Origin of the sequence: Nonomuraea typhae (assembly GCF_009760925.1) — a bacterium.
Lineage (GTDB): Bacteria > Actinomycetota > Actinomycetes > Streptosporangiales > Streptosporangiaceae > Nonomuraea > Nonomuraea typhae.
In genome coordinates this window covers 271,165-293,175 of record NZ_VRLV01000013.1, presented here as the reverse complement: position 1 = coordinate 293,175, position 22,011 = coordinate 271,165, and the positions used below count along the sequence as shown (strand labels likewise).

General features: G+C 68.0%; 34 protein-coding genes. 31 read left to right on the top strand and 3 right to left on the bottom strand.

Annotation, left to right across the window (positions count from 1 at the left end; all coding sequences use genetic code 11):
- Nucleotides 1-4 precede the first annotated feature (4 nt).
- The 31 genes from rpsS (at nucleotide 5) to truA (ending at nucleotide 17,523) form a co-directional block, all read left to right on the top strand.
- Nucleotides 5-283: a 30S ribosomal protein S19 gene (gene rpsS, locus FVE25_RS39125; protein ID WP_030451498.1), complete on the top strand. Its 279-nt coding sequence runs from the start codon at nucleotides 5-7 to the stop codon at nucleotides 281-283.
- A 30-nt stretch (nucleotides 284-313) separates the two neighbouring features.
- Nucleotides 314-667, top strand: a complete 354-nt coding sequence (rplV, locus tag FVE25_RS39120) for a 50S ribosomal protein L22 (protein WP_157252533.1) — start codon at nucleotides 314-316, stop codon at nucleotides 665-667.
- The gene (gene rpsC, locus FVE25_RS39115) at nucleotides 667-1,515 is read left to right on the top strand and encodes a 30S ribosomal protein S3 (protein ID WP_157252532.1); all 849 of its coding nucleotides are present in this window, start codon (nucleotides 667-669) and stop codon (nucleotides 1,513-1,515) included. Before rplV ends, rpsC begins: the two co-directional genes overlap by 1 nt.
- A gap of 2 nt (nucleotides 1,516-1,517) precedes the next feature.
- On the top strand, nucleotides 1,518-1,937 hold the full coding sequence (gene rplP / locus FVE25_RS39110; protein ID WP_157252531.1) for a 50S ribosomal protein L16: 420 nt from the start codon (nucleotides 1,518-1,520) through the stop codon (nucleotides 1,935-1,937).
- Complete coding sequence (rpmC, locus tag FVE25_RS39105) at nucleotides 1,937-2,176, top strand: 50S ribosomal protein L29 (RefSeq protein ID WP_157252530.1); 240 nt, start codon at nucleotides 1,937-1,939, stop codon at nucleotides 2,174-2,176. Before rplP ends, rpmC begins: the two co-directional genes overlap by 1 nt.
- Nucleotides 2,169-2,450, top strand: coding sequence for a 30S ribosomal protein S17 (gene rpsQ, locus FVE25_RS39100; RefSeq protein ID WP_157252529.1), 282 nt, complete (start codon nucleotides 2,169-2,171; stop codon nucleotides 2,448-2,450). Before rpmC ends, rpsQ begins: the two co-directional genes overlap by 8 nt.
- Before the next feature lie 199 nt (nucleotides 2,451-2,649).
- Complete coding sequence (gene rplN, locus FVE25_RS39095) at nucleotides 2,650-3,021, top strand: 50S ribosomal protein L14 (RefSeq protein WP_043623452.1); 372 nt, start codon at nucleotides 2,650-2,652, stop codon at nucleotides 3,019-3,021.
- A gap of 11 nt (nucleotides 3,022-3,032) precedes the next feature.
- Nucleotides 3,033-3,329, top strand: coding sequence for a 50S ribosomal protein L24 (rplX, locus tag FVE25_RS39090; RefSeq protein ID WP_157252563.1), 297 nt, complete (start codon nucleotides 3,033-3,035; stop codon nucleotides 3,327-3,329).
- On the top strand, nucleotides 3,329-3,904 hold the full coding sequence (gene rplE / locus FVE25_RS39085) for a 50S ribosomal protein L5 (RefSeq protein WP_157252528.1): 576 nt from the start codon (nucleotides 3,329-3,331) through the stop codon (nucleotides 3,902-3,904). The genes rplX and rplE overlap by 1 nt, the downstream gene beginning before the upstream one ends.
- Before the next feature lie 5 nt (nucleotides 3,905-3,909).
- A complete protein-coding gene (locus FVE25_RS39080) occupies nucleotides 3,910-4,095 on the top strand; it encodes a type Z 30S ribosomal protein S14 (RefSeq protein ID WP_020542298.1) in 186 nt (61 codons plus the stop codon).
- Between the two features lie 172 nt (nucleotides 4,096-4,267).
- Entirely contained in the window at nucleotides 4,268-4,666 is a 399-nt protein-coding gene (rpsH, locus tag FVE25_RS39075) for a 30S ribosomal protein S8 (RefSeq protein ID WP_157252527.1), read from the top strand.
- Nucleotides 4,667-4,682: 16 nt separating this feature from the next.
- Nucleotides 4,683-5,225, top strand: coding sequence for a 50S ribosomal protein L6 (gene rplF, locus FVE25_RS39070; protein WP_157252526.1), 543 nt, complete (start codon nucleotides 4,683-4,685; stop codon nucleotides 5,223-5,225).
- Between the two features lie 2 nt (nucleotides 5,226-5,227).
- Nucleotides 5,228-5,611 (top strand): 50S ribosomal protein L18, encoded by a 384-nt coding sequence (gene rplR / locus FVE25_RS39065; RefSeq protein WP_157252525.1) that lies wholly within the window; start codon nucleotides 5,228-5,230, stop codon nucleotides 5,609-5,611.
- A gap of 28 nt (nucleotides 5,612-5,639) precedes the next feature.
- Nucleotides 5,640-6,272, top strand: a complete 633-nt coding sequence (rpsE, locus tag FVE25_RS39060) for a 30S ribosomal protein S5 (protein ID WP_157252524.1) — start codon at nucleotides 5,640-5,642, stop codon at nucleotides 6,270-6,272.
- A gap of 2 nt (nucleotides 6,273-6,274) precedes the next feature.
- A complete protein-coding gene (rpmD, locus tag FVE25_RS39055; RefSeq protein ID WP_020542293.1) occupies nucleotides 6,275-6,457 on the top strand; it encodes a 50S ribosomal protein L30 in 183 nt (60 codons plus the stop codon).
- A gap of 2 nt (nucleotides 6,458-6,459) precedes the next feature.
- Nucleotides 6,460-6,915, top strand: a complete 456-nt coding sequence (gene rplO, locus FVE25_RS39050; protein WP_157252523.1) for a 50S ribosomal protein L15 — start codon at nucleotides 6,460-6,462, stop codon at nucleotides 6,913-6,915.
- A 172-nt stretch (nucleotides 6,916-7,087) separates the two neighbouring features.
- Complete coding sequence (gene secY / locus FVE25_RS39045) at nucleotides 7,088-8,398, top strand: preprotein translocase subunit SecY (protein ID WP_157252522.1); 1,311 nt, start codon at nucleotides 7,088-7,090, stop codon at nucleotides 8,396-8,398.
- The gene (locus FVE25_RS39040) at nucleotides 8,398-9,048 is read left to right on the top strand and encodes an adenylate kinase (RefSeq protein WP_157252521.1); all 651 of its coding nucleotides are present in this window, start codon (nucleotides 8,398-8,400) and stop codon (nucleotides 9,046-9,048) included. The genes secY and FVE25_RS39040 overlap by 1 nt, the downstream gene beginning before the upstream one ends.
- 107 nt (nucleotides 9,049-9,155) lie before the next feature.
- On the top strand, nucleotides 9,156-9,962 hold the full coding sequence (gene map / locus FVE25_RS39035) for a type I methionyl aminopeptidase (protein WP_157252520.1): 807 nt from the start codon (nucleotides 9,156-9,158) through the stop codon (nucleotides 9,960-9,962).
- A 16-nt stretch (nucleotides 9,963-9,978) separates the two neighbouring features.
- Nucleotides 9,979-10,407 (top strand): DUF1707 SHOCT-like domain-containing protein, encoded by a 429-nt coding sequence (locus FVE25_RS39030; RefSeq protein ID WP_157252519.1) that lies wholly within the window; start codon nucleotides 9,979-9,981, stop codon nucleotides 10,405-10,407.
- Nucleotides 10,408-10,504: 97 nt separating this feature from the next.
- Complete coding sequence (locus tag FVE25_RS39025) at nucleotides 10,505-10,906, top strand: hypothetical protein (protein WP_157252518.1); 402 nt, start codon at nucleotides 10,505-10,507, stop codon at nucleotides 10,904-10,906.
- Nucleotides 10,907-11,071: 165 nt separating this feature from the next.
- The gene (locus FVE25_RS39020; protein ID WP_157252517.1) at nucleotides 11,072-11,674 is read left to right on the top strand and encodes a hypothetical protein; all 603 of its coding nucleotides are present in this window, start codon (nucleotides 11,072-11,074) and stop codon (nucleotides 11,672-11,674) included.
- Nucleotides 11,661-12,395, top strand: a complete 735-nt coding sequence (locus tag FVE25_RS39015) for a sortase domain-containing protein (protein ID WP_246268127.1) — start codon at nucleotides 11,661-11,663, stop codon at nucleotides 12,393-12,395. Before FVE25_RS39020 ends, FVE25_RS39015 begins: the two co-directional genes overlap by 14 nt.
- A gap of 195 nt (nucleotides 12,396-12,590) precedes the next feature.
- Nucleotides 12,591-12,812 carry a translation initiation factor IF-1 gene (infA, locus tag FVE25_RS39010; protein ID WP_012887858.1) on the top strand — a complete coding sequence of 74 codons (222 nt, stop codon included), beginning with the start codon at nucleotides 12,591-12,593 and terminating at the stop codon, nucleotides 12,810-12,812.
- A gap of 57 nt (nucleotides 12,813-12,869) precedes the next feature.
- The gene (rpmJ, locus tag FVE25_RS39005) at nucleotides 12,870-12,983 is read left to right on the top strand and encodes a 50S ribosomal protein L36 (protein ID WP_003956441.1); all 114 of its coding nucleotides are present in this window, start codon (nucleotides 12,870-12,872) and stop codon (nucleotides 12,981-12,983) included.
- Between the two features lie 193 nt (nucleotides 12,984-13,176).
- Entirely contained in the window at nucleotides 13,177-13,557 is a 381-nt protein-coding gene (gene rpsM, locus FVE25_RS39000; protein WP_157252516.1) for a 30S ribosomal protein S13, read from the top strand.
- A gap of 44 nt (nucleotides 13,558-13,601) precedes the next feature.
- The gene (rpsK, locus tag FVE25_RS38995) at nucleotides 13,602-14,006 is read left to right on the top strand and encodes a 30S ribosomal protein S11 (protein WP_020542285.1); all 405 of its coding nucleotides are present in this window, start codon (nucleotides 13,602-13,604) and stop codon (nucleotides 14,004-14,006) included.
- 20 nt (nucleotides 14,007-14,026) lie between these two features.
- Nucleotides 14,027-14,653 (top strand): 30S ribosomal protein S4, encoded by a 627-nt coding sequence (gene rpsD, locus FVE25_RS38990; RefSeq protein ID WP_157252515.1) that lies wholly within the window; start codon nucleotides 14,027-14,029, stop codon nucleotides 14,651-14,653.
- Between the two features lie 101 nt (nucleotides 14,654-14,754).
- Nucleotides 14,755-15,771: a DNA-directed RNA polymerase subunit alpha gene (locus FVE25_RS38985; RefSeq protein ID WP_157252514.1), complete on the top strand. Its 1,017-nt coding sequence runs from the start codon at nucleotides 14,755-14,757 to the stop codon at nucleotides 15,769-15,771.
- Nucleotides 15,772-15,912: 141 nt separating this feature from the next.
- The gene (gene rplQ, locus FVE25_RS38980) at nucleotides 15,913-16,464 is read left to right on the top strand and encodes a 50S ribosomal protein L17 (RefSeq protein ID WP_157252513.1); all 552 of its coding nucleotides are present in this window, start codon (nucleotides 15,913-15,915) and stop codon (nucleotides 16,462-16,464) included.
- Between the two features lie 78 nt (nucleotides 16,465-16,542).
- Nucleotides 16,543-17,523 carry a tRNA pseudouridine(38-40) synthase TruA gene (gene truA, locus FVE25_RS38975; RefSeq protein WP_157252512.1) on the top strand — a complete coding sequence of 327 codons (981 nt, stop codon included), beginning with the start codon at nucleotides 16,543-16,545 and terminating at the stop codon, nucleotides 17,521-17,523.
- A gap of 23 nt (nucleotides 17,524-17,546) precedes the next feature.
- On the opposite strand, the gene FVE25_RS38970 is transcribed toward truA, so the two are convergent.
- From FVE25_RS38970 to FVE25_RS38960, 3 genes are all read right to left on the bottom strand, one after another.
- Nucleotides 17,547-19,385 (bottom strand): hypothetical protein, encoded by a 1,839-nt coding sequence (locus tag FVE25_RS38970; protein WP_157252511.1) that lies wholly within the window; start codon nucleotides 19,383-19,385, stop codon nucleotides 17,547-17,549.
- 1,009 nt (nucleotides 19,386-20,394) lie between these two features.
- On the bottom strand, nucleotides 20,395-21,222 hold the full coding sequence (locus FVE25_RS38965; protein WP_157252510.1) for a hypothetical protein: 828 nt from the start codon (nucleotides 21,220-21,222) through the stop codon (nucleotides 20,395-20,397).
- 17 nt (nucleotides 21,223-21,239) lie between these two features.
- Nucleotides 21,240-21,983 (bottom strand): CAP domain-containing protein, encoded by a 744-nt coding sequence (locus tag FVE25_RS38960; protein WP_157252509.1) that lies wholly within the window; start codon nucleotides 21,981-21,983, stop codon nucleotides 21,240-21,242.
- Between the last annotated feature and the right edge of the window lie 28 nt (nucleotides 21,984-22,011).

The window sequence follows — 22,011 nt, the reverse complement described above, 5'->3', positions numbered from 1 at the left end:
CGAAATGCCACGTAGCCTTAAGAAGGGCCCCTTCGTGGACGACCACCTTCAGAAGAAGGTGGACGCCCAGAACGAGAAGGGCACCAAGAACGTCATCAAGACGTGGTCGCGCCGGTCCATGATCGTGCCCGACATGCTCGGTCACACCATCGCCGTGCACGACGGCCGCAAGCACGTCCCGGTGTTCGTCACCGAGTCGATGATCGGCCACAAGCTCGGGGAGTTCGCGCCCACGCGCACCTTCCGCAGCCACGTCAAGGAAGACCGCCGCAGCCGGCGGTAAGCGCCTTCAGAAGCATCAGAGGAGTAAGCGATGGAAGCCAGGGCTCAGGCGCGGTTCGTCCGTGTCACGCCCCTCAAGGCCCGCCGTGTGGTGGACCTTATTCGCGGGCTGCCCGCTTCGGAGGCGCAGGCCGTGCTGCAGTTCGCTCCCCAGTCGGCGAGCGAGCCGGTTTACAAGGTGCTCTCGAGCGCGATGGCGAATGCCGAGCACAACTTCAAGCTCGACCCCGAGACGCTCGTCGTGAGCCGTGCGTGGGTCGACGAGGGCCCGACGCTGAAGCGGTTCCGCCCGCGTGCACAGGGTCGCGCCTATCGGATCAACAAGCGGACGAGCCACATCACCGTGATCGTGGAGTCCCGCGAGCCGAAGGGAAGGACCCGATAGTGGGCCAGAAGGTTAACCCGCACGGGTTCCGCCTCGGCATCACGACCGACTTCAAGAGCCGGTGGTACGCCGACAAGCTGTACAAGTCGTACGTCGCAGAGGACGTGTCGATCCGCCGCATGCTGCAGAAGGGCATGGAGCGGGCCGGCATCTCCAAGGTCGAGATCGAGCGCACGACGGACCGCGTGCAGGTGGACATCCACACCGCGCGTCCCGGCATCGTCATCGGCCGCCGCGGCGCCGAGGCGGACCGCATCCGTGGCGACCTGGAGAAGCTGACCAAGAAGCAGGTCCAGCTCAACATCCTCGAGGTCAAGAACCCGGAGATCGACGCTCAGCTGGTGGCCCAGGCCGTCGCCGAGCAGCTGTCCAGCCGTGTCTCGTTCCGCCGCGCCATGCGCAAGGCGATGCAGTCGGCCATGAAGTCCGGCGCCAAGGGCATCCGTGTCCAGTGCTCCGGTCGTCTGGGCGGCGCCGAGATGTCCCGGTCGGAGTTCTACCGCGAGGGCCGCGTGCCGCTGCACACGCTTCGCGCGGACATCGACTACGGCTTCTACGAGGCCCGCACGACCTTCGGCCGCATCGGCGTGAAGGTCTGGATCTACAAGGGCGAGGCTCCCACGAGCCGCGCCGAGCGTGAGGCCGCTGCCGCCGGCGCCCGTGCCGGCCAGCGTCGCGAGCGCGACGACCGTCGTGGTGGCGGCGGCGACCGTCCCCGTCGTGGTGGTGGCGCCGGTGGCGCCCGCCGCGGTGGCGGCCGCGGCGACCGCGCCCCCCGTAATGAGGCTGCCGCCCAGGCTGCCCCCGAGACCGGCCCGGCTGCGCAGCCGGGTGCTGAAGGGAGCTGACCATGCTGATCCCGCGCAGGGTCAAGCACCGCAAGCAGCACCGGCCCGACCGCAGCGGAGCCGCCAAGGGCGGCACCAGGGTCACTTTCGGCGAGTTCGGCATTCAGGCTGTTGAGCACTCCTACGTGACCAACCGCCAGATCGAGTCCGCGCGTATCGCCATGACCCGTCACATCCGCCGTGGCGGCAAGGTGTGGATCAACATCTACCCGGACCGTCCGCTCACCAAGAAGCCGGCCGAGACCCGCATGGGTTCCGGTAAGGGTTCGCCGGAGTGGTGGATCGCCAACGTCAAGCCCGGACGCGTGATGTTCGAGCTGTCGGGTGTCGCCGAGCCGGTGGCACGCGAAGCACTCAAGCGAGCGATCCACAAGCTCCCTATGAAGTGCAAGATCGTCAAGCGTGAAGTGGGTGAGGCGTGATGGCCAAGAGCCTGACCGCCGGCGAGCTGCGAGTGGAGGACCAGGACACCCTGGTCCAGAAGCTCAAGGAAGCCAAGGAGGAGCTGTTCAACCTCCGCTTCCAGGCGGCGACCGGTCAGTTGGAGAGCCACGGGCGGCTGCGCGCCGTCCGCCGCGAGATCGCCCGCATCTACACCGTGATGCGCGAGCGCGAGCTCGGCATTGTCACGGTGGTTGAGAAGGAGTCGAGCGATGGCTGAGACCGAGACCACTGAGAACACGCAGCGCGCGTTCCGCAAGGTCCGTGAGGGCCTTGTCGTCAGCGACAAGATGGACAAGACCGTCGTCGTCGCCGTCGAGGACCGCGTCAAGCACCGTCTGTACGGCAAGGTCATCCGCCGTACGACCAAGTACAAGGCACACGACGAGGCCAACGCCTGTGGCGTCGGCGACCGCGTGCTGCTGATGGAGACCCGCCCGCTCTCCGCGACCAAGCGGTGGCGCGTGGTGGAGATCCTCGAGAAGGCCAAGTAGGCCCGATCGACATATTGCGCGCCTCGTGGGGGCCGTTTCGCGACGGCCCCCATGACGGCGTCCAAGGACGTGGAGTACGGCTCCGCGTCGCCTGCGGTGCGGTCCCCGGAGACGGGGGCTGTGGCCGTGGGAACAAGACAACGACAGGTTCCGCCAGGCTCAGCACGGCTGAGAACCGGCGCGACTAACAGGAGAAACTGTGATCCAGCAGGAGTCGCGACTCAAGGTCGCCGACAACACGGGTGCCAAGGAGATCCTCTGCATCCGCGTTCTCGGTGGCTCGGGTCGTCGCTACGCGGGTATCGGCGACGTCATCGTCGCCACGGTCAAGGACGCCCTTCCCGGCAGCACGGGCGTCAAGAAGGGTGACGTGGTCAAGGCCGTCGTCGTCCGCACGGTCAAGGAGCGGCGCCGTCCCGACGGCTCGTACATCCGCTTCGACGAGAACGCCGCCGTCATCATCAAGGACAGCGGTGACCCTCGTGGCACCCGTATCTTCGGCCCGGTCGGCCGTGAGCTGCGCGACAAGAAGTTCATGCGCATCATCTCGCTCGCTCCGGAGGTGCTGTGATGCCGAAGTCCCTGCACGTGAAGAAGGGTGACCTGGTTCAGGTCACCGCCGGCAAGGACAAGGGTGCCAAGGGCAGGGTGATCGCCACTCTCCCGCGCGAGGACCGCGTGGTGGTCGAGGGCGTCAACCTGATCAAGAAGCACTCCAAGGAGACCCACCAGGGTCCGCGCGGCGCCAAGCAGGGCGGCGTGCAGACCATGGAGGCCCCCATCCACGTGAGCAACGTGAAGAAGCTCAAGGACGACAAGCCCGCCGAGAAGAAGGCCGACGAGAAGAAGGCTGACGCTTCGGAGGGTGAGGACAGCTGATGACTGCCACCACGACCGAGACCGAGCGCCCGACGCCGCGCCTCAAGACGAAGTACCGCGAGGAGATCATCGCGAAGCTTCGCGAGGAGTTCGGCATCGAGAACATCATGCTGGTCCCCGGCCTGACCAAGATCAAGGTCAACATGGGTGTCGGCGAGGCCGCTCGTGACTCCAAGCTGATCGAGGGCGCCGTTCGCGACCTCACGGTCATCACCGGCCAGAAGCCGGCCGTCGTCCGCGCCCGTAAGTCCATCGCCCAGTTCAAGCTGCGTGAGGGTATGCCGATCGGCGCCCACGTGACGCTGCGCGGCGACCGGATGTGGGAGTTCCTCGACAGGCTGCTGTCGCTGGCGCTGCCGCGTATCCGTGACTTCCGCGGTCTGTCGCCGAAGCAGTTCGACGGCAACGGCAACTACACCTTCGGTCTGACCGAGCAGGTCATGTTCCACGAGGTCGACCAGGACAAGGTCGACCGGGCGCGGGGCATGGACATCACGATCGTGACCACCGCGAAGAACGACGACCAGGGCCGGGCGCTGCTGAAGCTCCTCGGGTTCCCCTTCAAGGAGGCCTGATCCTCATGGCGAAGAAGTCGCTGATCGCCAAGGCGGGGCGCAAGCAGAAGTTCGAGGTCCGGGCCTACACCCGTTGCTCGCGCTGTGGCCGTCCTCGCGCCGTCTACAGGAAGTTCGGCCTGTGCCGCGTGTGCTTCCGTGAGATGGCGCACCGGGGCGAGCTGCCCGGCATCACCAAGTCCAGCTGGTAGGTACTCTAAGGGGCGGCTGCTCGTCAGCCGCCCCGGTGAGTACGGCCAAGCCGTACAGATCTAGAAATATCCATTTGGGTGCCCCGGCAGGGGTGTCCGTGACCGCGCCGAAGGTCCACCGGCAAAGTGCTACTTGGCTGACTGGAAACCGCGGCGAGGAAGGCCGTTGGCCATGACGATGACCGACCCGATCGCAGACATGTTGACGCGTCTGCGCAACGCGAATTCGGCATACCACGACAGCGTGACGATGCCGTATTCCAAGATCAAGGCGCACATCGCCGAGATCCTCCAGCAGGAGGGTTACATCCAGTCCTGGACCGTCGAAGACGCCAAGGTTGGGAAGAACCTCGTGGTGGAGCTCAAGTTCGGGCCGAGCCGTGAGCGTTCGCTCGCGGGGCTGCGCCGGGTGTCCAAGCCCGGGCTGCGTGTATATGCGAAGAAGGACAACCTGCCTCGAGTTCTGGGCGGGCTGGGCGTCGCGATCATCTCGACGTCCGGCGGTCTCATGACCGACAAGCAGGCCGGCAAGCGTGGCGTGGGCGGCGAAGTCCTCGCCTACGTCTGGTAGAGGGGAGGAACACAGCATGTCGCGAATCGGACGGCTGCCCATCCCTGTGCCCAGTGGCGTAGACATCACGATCACCGGCCAGGATGTCCAGGTCAAGGGCCCGAAGGGCACGCTTTCTCACACGGTCGCCGAGCCCATTTCCGTGGCTCGCGCCGAGGACGGCACCATCGCCGTCTCCCGTCCCAACGACGAGAACAAGGTCCGTGCGCTGCACGGCCTGTCTCGCACGCTCATCGCCAACATGGTGCTGGGCGTCACGCAGGGCTACTCGAAGACCCTGGAGATCGTCGGCGTGGGTTACCGCGTTCAGGCCAAGGGCCCGTCGCAGCTGGAGTTCTCTCTGGGCTTCAGCCACCCGGTGATCGTCGACGCCCCCGAGGGTGTCTCCTTCCGCGTCGAGAAGCCGACCCTGTTCCACGTGGACGGCATCGACAAGCAGAAGGTCGGCGAGGTCGCCGCCAACATTCGCAAGTTGCGCAAGCCCGACCCGTATAAGGGCAAGGGCGTGCGTTACCAGGGCGAGCAGATCCGCCGCAAGGTCGGAAAGGCTGGTAAGTAGGCATGGCTGGCAAGACTGCGTTCAGCAAGCACACCGCTGCCCGCACGCTCTCGCGGGCCCGCCGGCACGGCCGCGTCCGCAAGAAGGTCTTCGGCACGACCGAGCGTCCGCGCCTGGTCGTCAACCGTTCGACCAGGCACCTGTTCGTCCAGATCGTGGACGACACCAAGGGGCACACCCTGGTCAGCGCCTCGACCATGGACGCCACGCTGCGTTCGGCCGAGGGCGACAAGACCGCGAAGGCGAAGAAGGTCGGCGAGCTCCTCGCTCAGCGGGCCAAGGACGCCGGTATCACCGCTGTGGTCTTCGACCGTGGTGGCAACCGGTACGCGGGCCGTATCGCGGCTCTCGCGGACAGCGCTCGCGAAGGCGGGCTCGAGTTCTGATGGCAACAGCTGAGAAGAGGAACCACTGATGGCTGCAGCTCCGCGTCGCGGTGGCGGCACCGGTGGCGAGCGGCGGGACCGTCGTGACGACCGCCGCGGTGGCGCCGCCGACAAGGGCGTCTCGTACATCGAGCGCGTAGTGAAGATCAACCGAGTGGCCAAGGTCGTGAAGGGTGGTCGTCGCTTCAGCTTCACCGCCCTGGTTGTCGTCGGTGACGGCAACGGCCTGGTCGGCGTCGGGTACGGCAAGGCCAAGGAAGTCCCCGCGGCCATCGCCAAGGGCGTCGAAGAGGCCAAGAAGCACTTCTTCAAGGTCCCGAGGATCCAGGGCACCATCCCGCACACCGTGCAGGGTGAGGAGGCGGCCGGTGTCGTCTTCCTGCGTCCGGCCTCGGCCGGTACCGGTGTCATCGCCGGTGGCCCGGTGCGCGCCGTACTGGAGTGCGCCGGCATCCACGACGTGCTGTCCAAGTCGCTCGGCTCGGACAACCCGATCAACATCGTGCACGCCACGGTGGCCGCTCTGAAGGGCCTTTCCCGCCCCGAGGAGATCGCCGCCCGTCGTGGCCTGCCGATCGAGGACGTCGCTCCCAAGGCGATGCTCAAGGCGCGCGCCGAGGGTCTCGCCGAGGCTGCTGCGGCGGCTAAGGCGGTGAGCTAGTCATGGCACGCCTGAAGATCACTCAGGTTCGCTCGAAGATCGGTGGCAAGCAGAACCAGCGTGACTCGCTGCGTTCGCTTGGCCTGAAGCGAATCGGCGACGTCGTCGTCAAGGAGGACCGTCCCGAGATCCGTGGGATGGTCGCCGTGGTGACGCACCTCGTCGAGGTGGAAGAGGTCGACTAGTCATGACTGACAAGGCTCCGCTCAAGATTCACGACCTGCGTCCGGCTCCCGGCGCCAACAAGGCCAAGGTCCGCAAGGGTCGCGGCGAGGCGTCCAAGGGCAAGACCGCCGGTCGCGGCACCAAGGGCACGCACGCCCGTACCACGGTCCACCTCGGTTTCGAGGGTGGCCAGGTGCCGCTGCAGCGCCGTCTGCCGAAGCTGAAGGGCTTCTCCAACGCGCTGTTCAAGACGACCTACCAGGTCGTCAACCTGGACAAGCTCGGCGAGCTGTTCCCCGAGGGTGGCGCTGTCACCGTCGAGAACCTGGTCGCCAAGGGCGCGGTCCGCAAGAACCAGCCGGTCAAGGTCCTCGGCACCGGTGAGATCTCCGTCGCGGTGAACGTGGAGGCGCACGCCTTCTCGGCCTCCGCGAAGGAGAAGATCACCGCCGCCGGCGGCACCGTTACCGAGCTGTAGCACCGCTATGACGAGGCGTGGGGGTTCCGACAATGGGCCCTCACGCCCGTAGTGCGTTAGAGTTCGCGAGACGGCAGGCTTTCTGCCCGGCTCGTTTGACTTGAGACCTTCAGATGGCAGATCCCCGCACCATCGCTTACTCATACCGCCTTTACGGCGCGCAGGAGGGACCGTGCTGACCGCGTTTACCCGGGCGTTCCGGACGCCGGACCTGCGCAAGAAGTTGCTCTTCACGCTGGGCATCATCGCGCTGTTCCGACTCGGCTCGGTTCTTCCGACCCCGGGAGTCCACGTCCAGAATCTCGCGACCTGTCTCGACCAGGCCCGAGACAGCTCCGCCGGCAACATCTACGGAATGGTGCAGCTGTTCAGCGGCGGCGCCCTCCTGAAGTTGTCGGTGTTCGCGCTGGGCATCATGCCGTACATCACCGCGAGCATTATTCTGCAGCTGCTCGTCGTCGTGATTCCCCGACTAGAGGCCCTCAAGAAGGAGGGCCAGGCGGGCCAGACCAAGATTACGCAGTACACGCGTTATCTGACGATCGGTCTTGGCATTCTGCAGTCGACCGCCTTCATCGCCCTGGCCCGCACCGGCCAGCTGTTCCCGCAGTGCCAGCAGGAGATTCTGCTCAACCCGAATGACATTTTCGGGATCGTCACGATGGTCATCATCATGACCGCGGGCACCTCGGTGATCATGTGGCTCGGCGAGCTGATCACGGACCGCGGTGTCGGCAACGGCATGTCCATCCTGATCTTCACGCAGGTCGTCGCGGTCTTCCCGTCCGAGCTGGCCAACATCTTCCAGGCGAACAAGTTCACCTTCGCCGCCGTTCTGGTGGTCGGTGTCTTCATGATCGCCGCGGTGGTCTTCGTCGAGCAGGCTCAGCGCCGCATCCCCGTGCAGTACGCCAAGCGGATGGTCGGGCGCCGGATGTATGGCGGCACTTCCACCTACATCCCGCTGAAGGTGAACCAGGCGGGCATCATCCCGGTCATCTTCGCGTCCTCCCTGCTCTACCTGCCGCAGCTGTTCACCTCGTTGTTCGCCAACGCCGAGAACCCCAACGCGGTCGTGCAGTGGATCTCGCAGAACCTGGTCACCGGCGACACGCCGATCTACATGATCACGTTCTTCCTGTTGATCGTGTTCTTCACCTACTTCTATGTGTCGATCACCTTCAACCCCGCTGAAGTCGCCGACAACATGAAGAAGTACGGTGGGTTCATTCCGGGCATCCGTCCGGGACGGCCGACGGCCGAGTACCTCAACTTCGTGCTTACCCGGCTCACCGCGCCCGGCGCGCTCTACCTGGGTCTGATCTCCATGGTCCCGATCGTCGCGCTGGCCATCGCCGGCGCGAGCCAGAACTTCCCGTTCGGAGGGACGAGCATTCTGATCATGGTTGGTGTCGGCCTGGACACGGTGAAGCAGATCGAAAGCCAGCTTCAGCAGCGCAACTACGAAGGTTTCCTGCGCTAGTGAGGCTGGTTCTGGTCGGGCCCCCCGGAGCGGGTAAGGGGACACAGGCCCAGTACATCGCATCAAACCTGTCAATCCCGAAGATTTCGACAGGTGACATCTTCCGTGCCAACGTTTCGGGCGGCACGGAACTCGGCAAACTCGCCAAGACCTATATGGATCGCGGCGACCTCGTTCCTGACGAGGTCACGATCGCGATGGTCCGTGACCGGCTCGCCGAGGACGACGCGCAGGACGGCTTCCTGCTCGACGGCTTCCCCAGGAACGTGTCGCAGGCCGAGGTGCTGCGCGACATGCTCAAGGACTGGGGACAGGCACTCGACCTGGTGCTGGAGCTCGTGGTCGACGACGAGGAGGTGGTGCGCCGGCTGGCCGGTCGGCGCACGTGCAGCCAGTGCGGCCGCATCTGGCATGTCGAGTTCGACGACAAGAAGGATGACATCTGCGACGCGTGTGGCGGCCGGCTCTTCCAGCGTGACGACGACAAGGAAGAGACCGTACGGCACCGCCTGGAGGTCTACCAGGAGCAGACGGCTCCGCTGGTGTCCTTCTACGTCGAAGAGGACATTCTGGTGGGGGTGGATGCCACCGGGCCCGTGGAAGAGGTCACGCAGCGCGCCATGGAGGCCATTCGCCCCTTCATGGGATAGCAGACTAGGTATGCGAGGTGGCGCGGGATTCCGTGCCACCTCGCGGCTATTGTTGGGGAATTGACCTCCCGCGTCCGCCCGTTGAAACACCCTGGGGGGTGCCACACGTGTTCAAGAAGAACAGGCATGGAATCCAGATCAAATCGCCCAAGCAGCTCGAGAAGATGCGCGCGGCCGGTCTGGTGGTCGGGCGTACGCTCGACCTGCTGAAGCGCTCCGTGGAGCCCGGCATGACGCCGCTGGACCTCGACGGCATCGCGGAGAAGGCGATCAGGGGCGAGGGCGCCATCCCGTCGTTCAAGGGCTACCAGGGCTTCCCGGCGACGATCTGCGCCTCGGTCAACGACGAGGTCGTGCACGGCATCCCGACGGCCGCCCGCAAGCTGCGCGAGGGCGACATCATCTCGATCGACTGCGGCGCGATCCTGGACGGCTGGCACGGCGACTCGGCGGTGACGGTCCCGGTCGGTGAGGTGGCGCCGGAGCTGATCGAGCTCATGCGGGTGACCGAGGAGTCGATGTGGCGGGGCATCGCCGCCCTGAAGGTGGGCGCGAACCTGTCCGACATCGGTCACCAGGTGGAGAAGTACGTCAAGTCCCAGGGGCGGTACGGCATCCCTCAGGAGTACGGCGGGCACGGCATCGGCACCGAGATGCACATGGACCCGTGGATCGCCAATCACGGCAAGCCGGGCCGCGGGCCGATGCTGGAAGAGGGCATGTGCCTGGCGATCGAGCCCATGGTCAACCTGGGCGGGGCGCGGACCCGGGTGCTGGCCGACGAGTGGACCGTGGTGACGATCGACGGTAAGCCGTCGGCGCACTTCGAGCACAGCGTCGCCGTGACACATAATGGTCCTTGGGTGCTAACTGCCCTCGATGGGGGCAAAGAGCGCCTGGCGCAGCTGAACTAGGCGGGAGTTGAGGGTGATGGCGAACAGCCCTGAGATGCGAGCCTCGGACGTCGACCGCGATCGGGTGGCCGCCGTCCTGCGCGAGCACACGGCGCAGGGCCGCATCACCATGGACGAGTTCAACGAGCGGCTGGAGCAGCTCTACAAGAGCAAGACCTATGGCGAGCTGGCCAGGCTCACCGCGGACCTGCCCGACGTGGATCTGAGGGCACGCCCGGCCAAGGCGGTCGGCCCGGCGCCCGCCGAGCGCGCCGGGATGCACCCGGGCATGCGAGCGGCCTGGGGCGCGTGGGCGGCGGCCAGCGGCATCAACTGGGTGATCTGGCTGATCGTGAGCGTGACCTCCGGCGACCTCGTCTACCCCTGGCCGCTGTGGGTGATGGGGCCGTGGGGCGTCATCCTGCTGATGAGCACGATCTTCGGGTCTGGGCCCCGCCGTACGTAAAAGTACGGACTGTGCATTCCTGCGCAGAACGTAAGAACGCCGCTTCCTACCGTGAGCGTGTCGGCGACAGCCGGCCAGAACTCCCGGAGGAAGACAGATGCGTAAGTTTCTCGTAGCAGCAGCTCTCGCCGGTTCCGTCGCGACCGGTCTCGCCTTCGCCCCCGCCGCCCAGGCGGCAACCGAGACGGCTACCTCGGCCGGCTCCTGGGGCCCGTACTTCTCCAGCAACGGCAAGGCCTACGCGAAGGGCAGCACCTTCAAGCGCGGCGGCTACGTCTACACCTCGTGGTCGGGCAAGGAGAAGTTCAAGGGCGACAAGAAGTACGGCTACGTCTGGTTCGACTACTACAAGAGCGGTAAGTGGCACAGCTTCTACCGCAAGTGGGACGGCTTCGGCGGCAACACCTGGAAGGACAAGGGGATCAAGAAGATCTACACCTACACCTGCTGGGGCGGCCACGCGAAGGCGTACTGCGGTGGTAAGCACCGCATCTACTAGAACGTCCCTCTCCGTGAAGCCCGTCGGTGACCTGGTCACCGACGGGCTTTGCCCTATATCCGGAGCGAAGGGCAAAAGACGCACTCTTTACTGCTGGTGATAGTTGGCGGAGATCACGAGGGGTAGATGATCTTTGACCGGCCAACCGATGCTTTAGGGGGACAGATGAGACGTGTCCTGCTCGGTGTGCTGGTGACCATGTTCTGCACTACTGCGGCATCCGCGGGCGAGCCGCGGGTGACCGTGTACCCGTCCAGCGCCCAGCCCGGTGACCGGGTCGACGTCTACGTGCACGAGTGCCAGACAACCGCCGGCGGCAGTGTCGTCGCCTCGTCGATGGCCTTCGCGGGCCGGCACGTACGGCTGGCGCGCAACGGCGGCCCGGGAGGCTGGGCGGGCAGCGTGGCGGTGCACGACGAGGCGATCTCCTCGGCGCACGAGGTGACCGTGCAATGCACCGACCGGCTGGCGCGCGCCTACCTGACCGTGCGCCCGGGGCATCCGGGCCAGGGGCCCGGCACAGGCGGCAGCCTCGCGCTGCTCGACGCGGCTGGGGCCGAGGCGGCTGGGGCTGGGGCAGCTGGGGCTGAGGCGGCTGAGATCGACGTGGCCGGGATCGGCGTGGCTGAGATCGGCGGTGGGCAGCCGGGCATGGCGGCCCGGGCGGTCTGGCTGGCCGGCGCCCTGAGCGTGCTTCTGGCGGCGGCTGGGGCGTGCGCCCTGGCCGTGTGGAGGCGCAGGCGCGGCTCGCGTGATGCCGCGCCCTAGGGACCCGTGCCCGTCCGGCGCCGCGTGTCGGCGGCTGTCGGCGCTGGGCGGGCACGTGATCGCCGCCGTGGTGGTCCTCACCTCCTGTACGGCCCAGCCGGATGAGATGTTCCGGCTGCCCGTGGAGGCGCCGGGTCTCGGGTTGCCCCTGGAGGCCCCGGCGCTGGGACCCGTTCCTGGCGGGAAGCCGCCGCCTGGCGGAGATGCGCCGTCAAAGTGGCCGAGACCGCTCGCAGGGGAGCTGGCCAGGGCTGAGCCGACCCGCGTGCTGATCCCCCGTCTCCGGGTGAGCGCGCCGCTGGTGGTGCTCGGGACCGGGACGGACGGGACGCCGGCCGTACCACCGCAGGAGCACGCGAATGTGGCGGGATGGTACGGCGGCGGGGTCACACCGGGCGAGCGTGGATCGGCGGTGATCGCCGGGCAGTTGGACACGCGGACCGGGCCCGCCGTCTTCGGCAGGCTGGGGGAACTGCAGAAAGGCGACGTCGTGGGGGTGGCGCGCGGCGACGGGACGGTGGCGGTGTTCGCGGTGGAACGGCTGTCGCGGGTGGCGAAGCAGCGCTTCCCCGCCGGTCAGGTCTACGGGCGGACCCGGGAGCGGTGGTTGTGGCTGGTGACCTGCGCGGGGAGCTTCGACCAGGCCAAGGCCGCCTGCAGTCACAATCTTCTCGTCCGGGCGAGCTTCCGGGCGGCCTACTCCGCCGCAGACTTGCGGTAAGCTGGCGCATGGTTGTGTCAGGACACCTGGCACGCGTTTCGCGTTTTGAGGTCAGGTGTCGTACACTCCTTAGTCGGCTCACTTTGACTATCGCGCGTCGGCGGCCTTTGCCGGTCGCCGCTCTCTTCGAAGCGTGAAGTCGCGGCTGCAGTGAACCGAAACCTCAGACGACCGATCAGTGAAACGCGAGGGATTTTGGCCAAGAAAGACGGCGCCATCGAGATCGAGGGCACTGTGGTTGAGTCGCTCCCGAACGCCATGTTCCGGGTGCAGCTCGACAACGGCCATAAGGTCCTGGCCCACATCAGCGGACGGATGCGGATGCACTACATCCGGATCCTTCCTGACGACCGGGTAGTCGTTGAACTGAGCCCCTACGACCTGAGTCGCGGGCGGATCGTCTACCGATACAAGTAATGCGCGGCGGGCTCCTGCGGAGCCGGCCGGCAGTGCGTCTGAGGATTACGAAGGACAATGAAGGTTAAGCCGAGCGTCAAGAAGATCTGCGACAAGTGCAAGGTGATCCGCCGGCACGGTCGCGTCATGGTGATCTGCGACAACCTGCGCCACAAGCAGCGCCAGGGCTAGTCGCGGAAAGGCTTCTCCGAGTCCGACACCCGTGAGGGTGGCGGGCTCGACGCATGAGCAGCCTGCGAAGTAATCGCGTGCCACACCCGCATCAGCGGAACACCCTCGGTCGGAGGCCGAGGCCCTCGCCCCGGGCATGGGGAGGGGAAGTGGTGTGCCAGACCTCCGCCACAGAGAAGGAGAATGCCCGACCATGGCTCGCCTGGTTGGCGTCGACCTCCCCCGCGACAAGCGGCTGGAGATCGCTCTCACCTACATTTTCGGAATCGGCCGCACCCGCGCCCTTGAGGTCCTCAAGGCCACCGGCGTGAGCGGCGACCTGCGCGTGCACCAGCTCTCCGACGCCGAGCTCGTCCCGATGCGTGACTACATCGAGGCGAACTTCAAGATCGAGGGTGACCTGCGCCGTGAGGTCCAGGCCGACATCCGCCGCAAGATCGAGATCGGTTGCTACCAGGGCATCCGTCACCGCAAGGGTCTTCCCGTCCACGGCCAGCGCACGCAGACCAACGCGCGCACCCGCAAGGGCAAGAAGAAGACCGTCGCCGGTAAGAAGAAGCCCGGTAAGAAGTAGTTCGCGCAGCCGCGGACCGAAGACCTCAGGAGTAATGGCAAACAATGCCTCCTAAGAGCCGTCAGGGCGCCCCGAAGAAGGTGCGCCGCAAGGAAAAGAAGAACGTCGCTCACGGGCACGCCCACATCAAGAGCACGTTCAACAACACGATCGTCTCGATCACCGACCCCAACGGGAACGTGATCTCCTGGGCCAGCGCCGGCCACGTGGGTTTCAAGGGCTCCCGCAAGTCCACCCCGTTCGCCGCGCAGATGGCCGCCGAGAACGCCGCTCGCCGCGCCATGGAGCACGGCATGCGCAAGGTCGACGTCTTCGTCAAGGGCCCCGGCTCCGGCCGTGAGACCGCGATCCGTTCGCTGCAGGCGACCGGGCTCGAGGTCGGTTCCATCCAGGACGTGACCCCGGTTCCGCACAACGGCTGCCGTCCGCCGAAGCGCCGCCGCGTCTGACACCCAGGAGATAGAGAGAAATGGCTCGTTACACGGGTGCGGACTGCAAGCTTTGCCGTCGTGAGAAGACCAAGCTCTTCCTCAAGGGCAGCAAGTGCGAGTCCGCGAAGTGCCCCATCGAGATTCGTCCTTACCCGCCGGGTGAGCACGGTCGCGGTCGTCCGAAGGAGTCGGAGTACCAGCTCCAGCTCCGTGAGAAGCAGAAGACCCGCCGCATCTACGGCGTCCTCGAGAAGCAGTTCCGCAACTACTACGAGGAAGCCACCGGCAAGACCGGCAAGTCCGGTGAGGTGCTGCTCCAGATCCTGGAGAGCCGCCTCGACAACGTCGTCTTCCGCGCCGGGTTCGCCCAGTCGCGCGACGCCGCCCGCCAGCAGGTGCGCCACGGCCACATCCTGGTGAACGGCAAGAAGGTCGACATCCCGTCCTACCGCGTGCGCGAGCACGACATCATCGAGGTCCGCGAGAACAAGCGCAACCTGATGCCGTACGAGGTGGCCCGCGCCACCGCCGGCGAGCGCACCGTTCCCGCGTGGCTCGGCGTCGTGCCGGAGAAGCTCCGTGTCCTGGTCCACCAGCTGCCCGTCCGCGGTCAGATTGACACCCAGGTCCAGGAGCAGCTGATCGTCGAGTACTACTCCAAGTAGTCACTCGCTGCTAAATGGCGTACGGCATGCCGTACGCCATTTAGGCTGTTATGCAGAGCGGCGTCATATAGCGGTCGCCGCACTACAAGGGGAGATCCCACATGCTGATCGCTCAGCGTCCGACTCTTCTCGAAGAGTCGATCGACGAGACCCGGTCCCGCTTCGTCATCGAGCCGCTGGAGCCGGGCTTCGGCTACACCATCGGCAACGCGGTGCGGCGCACGCTGCTGTCGTCCATTCCGGGCGCGGCCGTCACCAGCATCCGCATCGAGGGCGTGCTCCACGAGTTCTCGACCGTGCCGGGGGTCAAGGAGGATGTCACCGACATCATCCTGAACCTCAAGGAACTGGTCGTCTCCTCCGAGCACGACGAGCCGGTCGTCATGTACCTGCGCAAGCAGGGCCCGGGCGAGGTCACTGCCGCCGACATCGCGCCGCCCGCCGGCGTCGAGGTGCACAACCCCGAACTGCGCATCGCCACGCTCAACGGCAAGGCGAAGCTGGAGATGGAGCTGACCGTCGAGCGCGGTCGCGGCTACGTCTCCGCGGCGCAGAACAAGCAGCCCGGCCAGGAGATCGGCCGCATTCCGATCGACTCGATCTACTCGCCGGTCCTCAAGGTCACCTACAAGGTCGAGGCCACCCGAGTCGAGCAGCGCACCGACTTCGACCGCCTCATCCTGGACGTCGAGACCAAGGCCGCCATGAAGCCGCGCGACGCCGTGGCCTCCGCCGGCAAGACGCTGGTCGAGCTGTTCGGCCTGGCCCGCGAGCTGAACGTCGAGGCCGAGGGCATCGACATCGGCCCGTCCCCGACCGACGCGGCCCTGGCCGCCGATCTGGCGCTGCCGATCGAGGAGCTGAACCTCACGGTTCGTTCCTACAACTGCCTCAAGCGCGAGGGCATCCACACCGTGGGTGAGCTCGTCGCCCGCAGCGAGCAGGACCTTCTCGATATAAGGAATTTCGGCGCGAAGTCCATCGAAGAGGTCAAGCAGAAGCTGCACGAGATGTCGCTGGCGCTCAAGGACTCCCCGCCCGGGTTCGACCCGAGCGCGGTGGCCGGCGGCGGCTACGACGATGACGACTCCGCTTACGTGGAGACCGAGCAGTACTAAGACCCCTGCCTGGGGTCCCAGCCCGCGCCGGGTGTCGCATGCACCCGGCGCGGGTCCACGAACGGGCGCGCTGTCCGCGCGACCGGCCCGACTCCGGTACCTGGCACGGCCGGGGCGGGTTAACTCACAAGGAGAACCACCATGCCCAAGCCCACCAAGGGTGCGCGTCTCGGCGGCAGCCCGGCCCACGAGCGGCTGATCCTGGCGAACCTCGCCACCGATCTGTTCCGCCACGGCCGTCTCACCACCACCGTGACCAAGGCCAAGCGCGTCCGCCCGCTGGCGGAGCGCCTGATCACCAAGGCCAAGAAGGGCGACATCCACAACCGTCGCCAGGTGCTGTCCGTCGTTCGCGACAAGGGCGTCGTCCACCACCTCTTCACCGAGATCGCGGTGACCTTCGCCGAGCGTCCCGGTGGCTACACGCGGATCACCAAGATCGGTAACCGCAAGGGCGACAACGCGCCCATGGCGGTCATCGAGCTGGTCACCGAGCAGCTGAACCCGGTCACCGTCTCCCGCACCACCGCGGCTCCGGCCGCCGCTGCCGCTGAGGCCGCGGAGGAGGTCGTGGAGGAGACCACCGAGGCCAACGACGCCGAGAGCGAGGCCCCTGAGGCCGCCGAGGCGTCCGCGGAGACCTCGGAGGAGGCCAAGGCCGAGGAGACCGAGGCCAAGAAGGACGAGGCCTGATCTTTCAGGCCCGACGGGCCCGGACCCCTGCGCGTTGGGGGGACGGGCCCGTTTCGCGTTCCGGCGGGAGTTACGGCAGTGCGGGAGGATGACATCGTGGTACGGCTCCGCCTCGACCTGGGCTATGACGGCACGGACTTCTCCGGCTGGGCGCGTCAGCCCGGGCGGCGGACGGTTCAGGGGGAGATCGAGGCGGCGCTGGGGCGGATTCTCCGGCTGCCGGAGGAACCCCAGCTGACCGTGGCCGGCCGTACGGACGCGGGGGTGCATGCCCGGGGGCAGGTGGCGCACGTGGACCTGCCGGCGGAGGCCCTGGCGGAGCTGGACCCGCGGGGGAAGCGGGCAGCGGCGGCCGGCGCGCTGGGGCCGGAGACCGCGGCGGATGCGGCCGGGGCTTCGAGCGTGGCCGGGGCTTCGAGCGTGGCCGGGGCTTCGAGCGTGGCCGGGGCTTCGAGCGTGGCGGGGGCTGAGAGGCTGGCTGCGTTGGTGCGGAGGCTGGCTGGGGTTCTGGGGTCGGATGTGCGGATATTTCGCGTCTCCGTGGCTCCTGGGGGCTTTGACGCACGGTTCTCGGCTATGGCGCGGCGGTATGCGTATCGGGTGTGCGATGCGCCGGGGGGTGTGGACCCCTTGCTGCGGCGCGAAGTGGTGTGGCATGCCCGGGCGCTGGACGTGGACGCCATGAACACGGCAGCCGTACACCTGCTGGGGGAGCACGACTTCGCGGCCTTCTGCAAGAAGCGGGAGGGTGCCACCACGATCCGGGCGCTGCAGCGGCTCGACTGGGTCCGGGACGAGCGGGGGCTGCTCGTGGCCACGGTGGTCGCGGACGCGTTCTGCCACTCGATGGTGCGGGCGCTCGTCGGGTCGCTCATGGCGGCCGGTGATGGGCGCCGGCCTGTGGAGTGGCCCGGGCAGGTGCTGGCGGCAGCCGTACGCGACTCTGGGGTGCATGTGGCGCCTGCGCATGGGTTGTGCCTGGAAGAGGTGACATATCCGGACGCGGGGGAGCTGGCCGCCAGGGCGGCGGCCACGCGACGGGTACGGACGCTCGGCTAGCCGCTCCTTTCGGGTCAGAGCGGCTAGCTGGCGGCGATGCGGCGTTCCAGGACCTTGGCGGTCTGGTCGCGGAAGCCGCCGCTGATCTTGCCCAGGCCGGTTTCCTCGGCGGTCGGGGTGTGGCCGTCGGCGTACGTGGCGTAGCTGAAGACGATGTAACGACCCCAGACGAGCCCGGCCGCGTAGCCGCCGGCGATGTGCACGCGGTCGCCGCCGCTGCCCGCCTCGCCGGGAAGGGCACGGAACCACAGGTTGCGGCTGAGGTTCTTCGCCTGGTCGGCCTCGACCGCGGCGTCCTTGTCGGGGAGTACGGCGATGCCGGTGGTGACGGCGTAGTCGCGCTTGCTGTCGACGTACGTGGCCCGGAGGACCCGGCTGCACTTCTGCGAGCGCAGCGCGTCGGCGAACGGACCGGAGGCGGCCTTCTCACAGCTCGCGGCCATGTTGACCTTGACCCTGGTGAACGACTTGCCGCCGACCTTGATCTTCTTGGCCGGGAACGCCTCGGTGAGCGAGAGCTTCTTGGGGTCGGTCTGCTCGGAGTTGAGGACCGAGGTGTCCCCTGGGTCGTCCGTCGGCACGGTGGTGGTCGGCTGGCTGGTCGGGGCCGTCGGCGGCTGGGAGGCGGCCGCGTCGGCGGGCTTGGAGCTGTTGATCGACCGGTAGGCGAAGAACGCTCCCGTCCCCACGCCTACCAGCACCAGCACGCCGAGGGTGGCCAGGAGCACCTTCTTCCCCTTGGCAGGGGGCGTGGGCACCGGGGCGACCGGCTCGGGAGGCGGCAGCGGACCGCCAGGGGTGAACAGGCTCCCCGCCCGCCCGGGCGGCTGGGGCCCGCCGAGCCCGGGTCCCGTCCCGAATCCCGGCGGTGGCGGGGATCCCGTCCCGAACCCGGATGGCGGTGGCGCCCCCGTCCCGAACGCGGCCTCCGGCTGTCGCGGGCCGGGCAGTGCCGGGAACCCGTGGGGCGGGGTGTCGGTGTCGGAGGACGGCAGCGCCACGGGCGGCCGGGGCGCGGGCAGCGCGGGCTTCGGGCCCCACACGTCCGGCGGGAAGGGGAGCTCGGGCAGCTGGTGGGGTCCGGTGTCGCCGGAGTTCCCGGCGGCGTCCTGCGGTGGCCAGACCGGCAGGTCACCGGAGTTGACCACGGGGATGGTCAGGCTGGGGTCGTAGGGTTCGTGCCCGCCCGGCTCGGGTCCGGCATTCCCCGGTACGGCGCCGCCGGGCTGGCCAGCGGCATGCGGACCGTTCCCGGCCTGGGGGTGGCCGGAGGCGCCGGCGTGGCCCGGCGTGCCCGAAGCGGCCGGGGCGCCGGGGTTGCCCGGCGTGCCCAGGCCGGCTGGGCCACCAGGGTGGCCAGGGTGGCCAGGCGTCCCTAGGTTGGCCGGGGCACCGGGGTTGCCTAGGTTGGCCGGGACGCCGTCGTGGCCTGGTGTGCCGAAGTTGGCCGAGGCGCCGGGGTGGCCCGGAGTGCCCAGGTTGGCCGGGGCGCCGGAACCGGCGTGGCCGTCAGGAGTGCCGAAGGCAGCGGGACGGCCGGGGGCGCTCGGGTTTCCGGACATGCCAGGACCGCCGGCAAGGCCGGAGGCGTTGGGGTCCGTGGTGTAGCTGGAGCCGACCGGGTCCGTGGTGTAACCGGAGGCGGCTGGGTCCGTGGTGTAACCGGAGGCGGCTGGGTCCGTGGTGTAACCGGAGGCGTTGGGGTCCGTGGGGAACCCGGGAGGGTCAAGCCTTCCGGGAAGGCCGGATGCGCCGGGATCGGTGGCGTGGCCGGAGGCGTCAAGCCTGCCGGGCAGACCCGGTGTGCCGGGGGCCGGCGCCGGGCCGGGGGCGCCTGGGGTGGCGTGAGCCGGAGGCGTCATGGGCCCTCGCGGGCCGGGTTCGGGTAGCTCGGGCCAGGGTGGCATGACCGGTGTATCCGGAGGCGAGACGTTCGAAGGCTGGCCCGAGGGCCAGTTGCCGGGCAGGCCCGGGTCGAGTCTGTCGAAGTCGGCACCCGGAATGGGCTCCCCGGTCGCCGCCGGCCACGGCGTCGTGGCGGGCGAATCGGAAACCGGAGACGGCCAGACCTGCATGTCGGCGGCCGCGGCGGTGAACCCGGGAGGCGGCTCCCACGGCGGCGCACCTGGCACGACCGGCTGCCCATGGCCACCGGCGCCATGATCAGCATGATGCGCGGGCATGCCCGGACCGGGCGAACCGCCATGCATGGGCGCATCCGGACCGGCCGGGTGCACGGGCAAACCAGACCCAGAAGGCGAACCAGCCCCAGAAGGCAAACCAGCCCCAGAAGGCAAACCAGCCCCAGAAGGCGAACCAGGCCCGGAAGGCGAACCAGCCTCGGAAGGCAAACCAGCCCCAGTAGGCGAACCAGGAGCGCCGGCCCCTTCAGGAGCGGACCTCCCCCAGGGCGCCCCGCCCTCAGGCCCCGCGAACCAGTCGTAGGGCGCCGCATCCTCCCCCGGCACCTCCCACGGCTTGGCCCCGGGGAACGCCGGAAGCTCCGGCAGTTCCCCGGCACGCCCGCCTGGCGTCTCGGCCCAGGGCTCGGACGGTGGCTCAGGGAGACCGGGCGGTGGCCCCGGGTACACGGGGATGGGTGCGGCAGGCCAGGGCAGGTGCGCCGACGTCTCCTGGGCGTCCCCTTCCGGCCCGTTGCCGGGCGGCGGGAGGGTCTGGCCGAAGCTGGGCGGCGGGGTCGGCGCCGGAGGGAGCGAGCTGTCGGTCTCGGCGCGCTCGTGCTCCGACCCGGGTTCCTGGCCACGCATAAGCCCGAGCCTAGCGAGAGTCCCGAGATCGTCATGCCGGTATGGGCGTTCCCGGCCGGATCGACCGCCCTGTTTGTGTCGGTCCGGACCTGACTGGGTGGGTTCAGCTGTTGGGGAAACCGTTCACGGAGCGCCCGTCCAGAGCCTTGAACACCGTCGCCTTCGTGACGTCGTCAGCCGCCTCGGCGAGCTTCTTGGCGGCCTTCTTGTCCGCCTTGGAGCCGTCCTTGTTCTGGAACCAGACCATGATCGCGTAGTGCCCGTGCGTCCAGATGTCGGCCGCCCCGGAGCCGGAGCCGACGTACTTGGTCACCGAGTCCTTGCCGGGCAGCGCCTTGACGTACACCGACCGCTTGCCCTTGGCGCCCGCCGAGGCCACCTTCTCGGCCGACGGGGTGGTGTCGAGGTTGGCCACGCCGACGGTCCCGATGATCTTGCCGCTCTTGTCGCGGAAGGTGGCCCGGATCACCTGGGTGCACTTGCCGGACTTGAGGGCCTTCGCGAGCTTGTCGCCGTTGGCGGCGTCGCCGCATTTCTTGTCCGACTTGGTGATGGTCATCTCGTAGGACCGGCCGCTCACCGTGAACTTCTTCTCGCCGAAGATCTCCTTGACCGTCATCGGCTTCGGGTCGGTCTTGCGCTCGCCCGCGTAGCCGAACTTGCCGGGCGGGGCCGACGGCAACGGCGCGGACGTGCGCGTGCTGGTGGAGACGGGGGAGGGGCCGCCCGCGTTCCACATGACGACGAGGCCGCCGACGAGCAGGCCGAGCACGGCCAGGCCGCCCACGACGAACAAGAGTGGCCCGCGCGAACGGGGACCCTCGTCATAGGGGCTCCACATTGCGCTCTTCTGCGTGCTCTGCGTGGGTTGAGAGGTCTCTGTCGTGACCTCGTCGTCGCCGCCGGATGATCGCTTCTTGGGAAAACCCATGCCGGGAGGTTACCGCGTCAGCCGTACCCGAAGTCTTGGGTCCACCAGAGGCCGGTGGGGCCGGACGCGACGCCCACGCCGATGGCGACGATGTCGCAGTTGAGGATGTTGCCGCGATGGGAGCGGTTGCCGAGCCAGCCGCTGACCGCCTCGGAGGGGGTGGTGTAGCCGCTGCCGATGTTCTCCGCGGCGCCCTGGCGGTATCCGGCGCGCTCCATGCGCTCCCAGGGCGAGGAGCCGTCGGGGGAGACGTGGTCGAGCTTGCCCTTGGTGGCCATCTCCATCGAGTGGGTGCGCGCCGAGCGGGTCAGCCGCGCGTCGACGCGTAAGGGCCGGCAGCCCTTCCTGGCGCGCGCCTTGTTGGTGAGGGAGACCACCTCTCCGGCCATCTCGGGCACCAGTCGTACGACGGGGTCGCCCAGCATCTGCGTGGGCGTGCCCTCCGGGAAGAAGCCGGAGATCTCCGTGGACGGCGTCGGCAGGGGCTGCGCCGTCGTGCGCGCGTGGGGCTGGGAGAGCGTGGTGGTCTCGCGGGGGATCGGGGCTGCGAAGGGCTGCTTCTTGCGGGTCGGCGCGACGGTCGCGGCGGCGGGCGGCACGGCCTCGTTGAGGTAGAGCTGGGCCTGTTGCGGCGGCTGGTCGCTCAGGCGGCCGATCAGCACGCCGGTGAAGACGGCGGCGCACAGGCACGCCAGCAGCCCCAGGTGGTTCCGGCGACGGGAGGTCCGCTGGGTGAGCCGGGTGTGAAGGGTCTGCCACATGCCGCAGCCAACGATAGGGATGAGCAGT

What these genes read in the sequence shown, in the direction of transcription:
- rpsS (WP_030451498.1), top strand. Translation starts at nt 5, where the DNA reads ATGCCACGTAGCCTTAAGAAGGGCCCCTTCGTGGACGACCACCTTCAG.
- rplV (WP_157252533.1), top strand. Translation starts at nt 314, where the DNA reads ATGGAAGCCAGGGCTCAGGCGCGGTTCGTCCGTGTCACGCCCCTCAAG.
- rplP (WP_157252531.1), top strand. Translation starts at nt 1,518, where the DNA reads ATGCTGATCCCGCGCAGGGTCAAGCACCGCAAGCAGCACCGGCCCGAC.
- rpmC (WP_157252530.1), top strand. Translation starts at nt 1,937, where the DNA reads ATGGCCAAGAGCCTGACCGCCGGCGAGCTGCGAGTGGAGGACCAGGAC.
- rpsQ (WP_157252529.1), top strand. Translation starts at nt 2,169, where the DNA reads ATGGCTGAGACCGAGACCACTGAGAACACGCAGCGCGCGTTCCGCAAG.
- rplE (WP_157252528.1), top strand. Translation starts at nt 3,329, where the DNA reads ATGACTGCCACCACGACCGAGACCGAGCGCCCGACGCCGCGCCTCAAG.
- FVE25_RS39080 (WP_020542298.1), top strand. Translation starts at nt 3,910, where the DNA reads ATGGCGAAGAAGTCGCTGATCGCCAAGGCGGGGCGCAAGCAGAAGTTC.
- rpsH (WP_157252527.1), top strand. Translation starts at nt 4,268, where the DNA reads ATGACGATGACCGACCCGATCGCAGACATGTTGACGCGTCTGCGCAAC.
- rplF (WP_157252526.1), top strand. Translation starts at nt 4,683, where the DNA reads ATGTCGCGAATCGGACGGCTGCCCATCCCTGTGCCCAGTGGCGTAGAC.
- rplR (WP_157252525.1), top strand. Translation starts at nt 5,228, where the DNA reads ATGGCTGGCAAGACTGCGTTCAGCAAGCACACCGCTGCCCGCACGCTC.
- rpsE (WP_157252524.1), top strand. Translation starts at nt 5,640, where the DNA reads ATGGCTGCAGCTCCGCGTCGCGGTGGCGGCACCGGTGGCGAGCGGCGG.
- rpmD (WP_020542293.1), top strand. Translation starts at nt 6,275, where the DNA reads ATGGCACGCCTGAAGATCACTCAGGTTCGCTCGAAGATCGGTGGCAAG.
- rplO (WP_157252523.1), top strand. Translation starts at nt 6,460, where the DNA reads ATGACTGACAAGGCTCCGCTCAAGATTCACGACCTGCGTCCGGCTCCC.
- FVE25_RS39030 (WP_157252519.1), top strand. Translation starts at nt 9,979, where the DNA reads ATGGCGAACAGCCCTGAGATGCGAGCCTCGGACGTCGACCGCGATCGG.
- FVE25_RS39025 (WP_157252518.1), top strand. Translation starts at nt 10,505, where the DNA reads ATGCGTAAGTTTCTCGTAGCAGCAGCTCTCGCCGGTTCCGTCGCGACC.
- FVE25_RS39020 (WP_157252517.1), top strand. Translation starts at nt 11,072, where the DNA reads ATGAGACGTGTCCTGCTCGGTGTGCTGGTGACCATGTTCTGCACTACT.
- FVE25_RS39015 (WP_246268127.1), top strand. Translation starts at nt 11,661, where the DNA reads ATGCCGCGCCCTAGGGACCCGTGCCCGTCCGGCGCCGCGTGTCGGCGG.
- rpmJ (WP_003956441.1), top strand. Translation starts at nt 12,870, where the DNA reads ATGAAGGTTAAGCCGAGCGTCAAGAAGATCTGCGACAAGTGCAAGGTG.
- rpsM (WP_157252516.1), top strand. Translation starts at nt 13,177, where the DNA reads ATGGCTCGCCTGGTTGGCGTCGACCTCCCCCGCGACAAGCGGCTGGAG.
- rpsK (WP_020542285.1), top strand. Translation starts at nt 13,602, where the DNA reads ATGCCTCCTAAGAGCCGTCAGGGCGCCCCGAAGAAGGTGCGCCGCAAG.
- rpsD (WP_157252515.1), top strand. Translation starts at nt 14,027, where the DNA reads ATGGCTCGTTACACGGGTGCGGACTGCAAGCTTTGCCGTCGTGAGAAG.
- FVE25_RS38985 (WP_157252514.1), top strand. Translation starts at nt 14,755, where the DNA reads ATGCTGATCGCTCAGCGTCCGACTCTTCTCGAAGAGTCGATCGACGAG.
- rplQ (WP_157252513.1), top strand. Translation starts at nt 15,913, where the DNA reads ATGCCCAAGCCCACCAAGGGTGCGCGTCTCGGCGGCAGCCCGGCCCAC.
- FVE25_RS38970 (WP_157252511.1), bottom strand. Translation starts at nt 19,385, where the DNA reads ATGACGCCTCCGGCTCACGCCACCCCAGGCGCCCCCGGCCCGGCGCCG.
- FVE25_RS38965 (WP_157252510.1), bottom strand. Translation starts at nt 21,222, where the DNA reads ATGGGTTTTCCCAAGAAGCGATCATCCGGCGGCGACGACGAGGTCACG.
- FVE25_RS38960 (WP_157252509.1), bottom strand. Translation starts at nt 21,983, where the DNA reads ATGTGGCAGACCCTTCACACCCGGCTCACCCAGCGGACCTCCCGTCGC.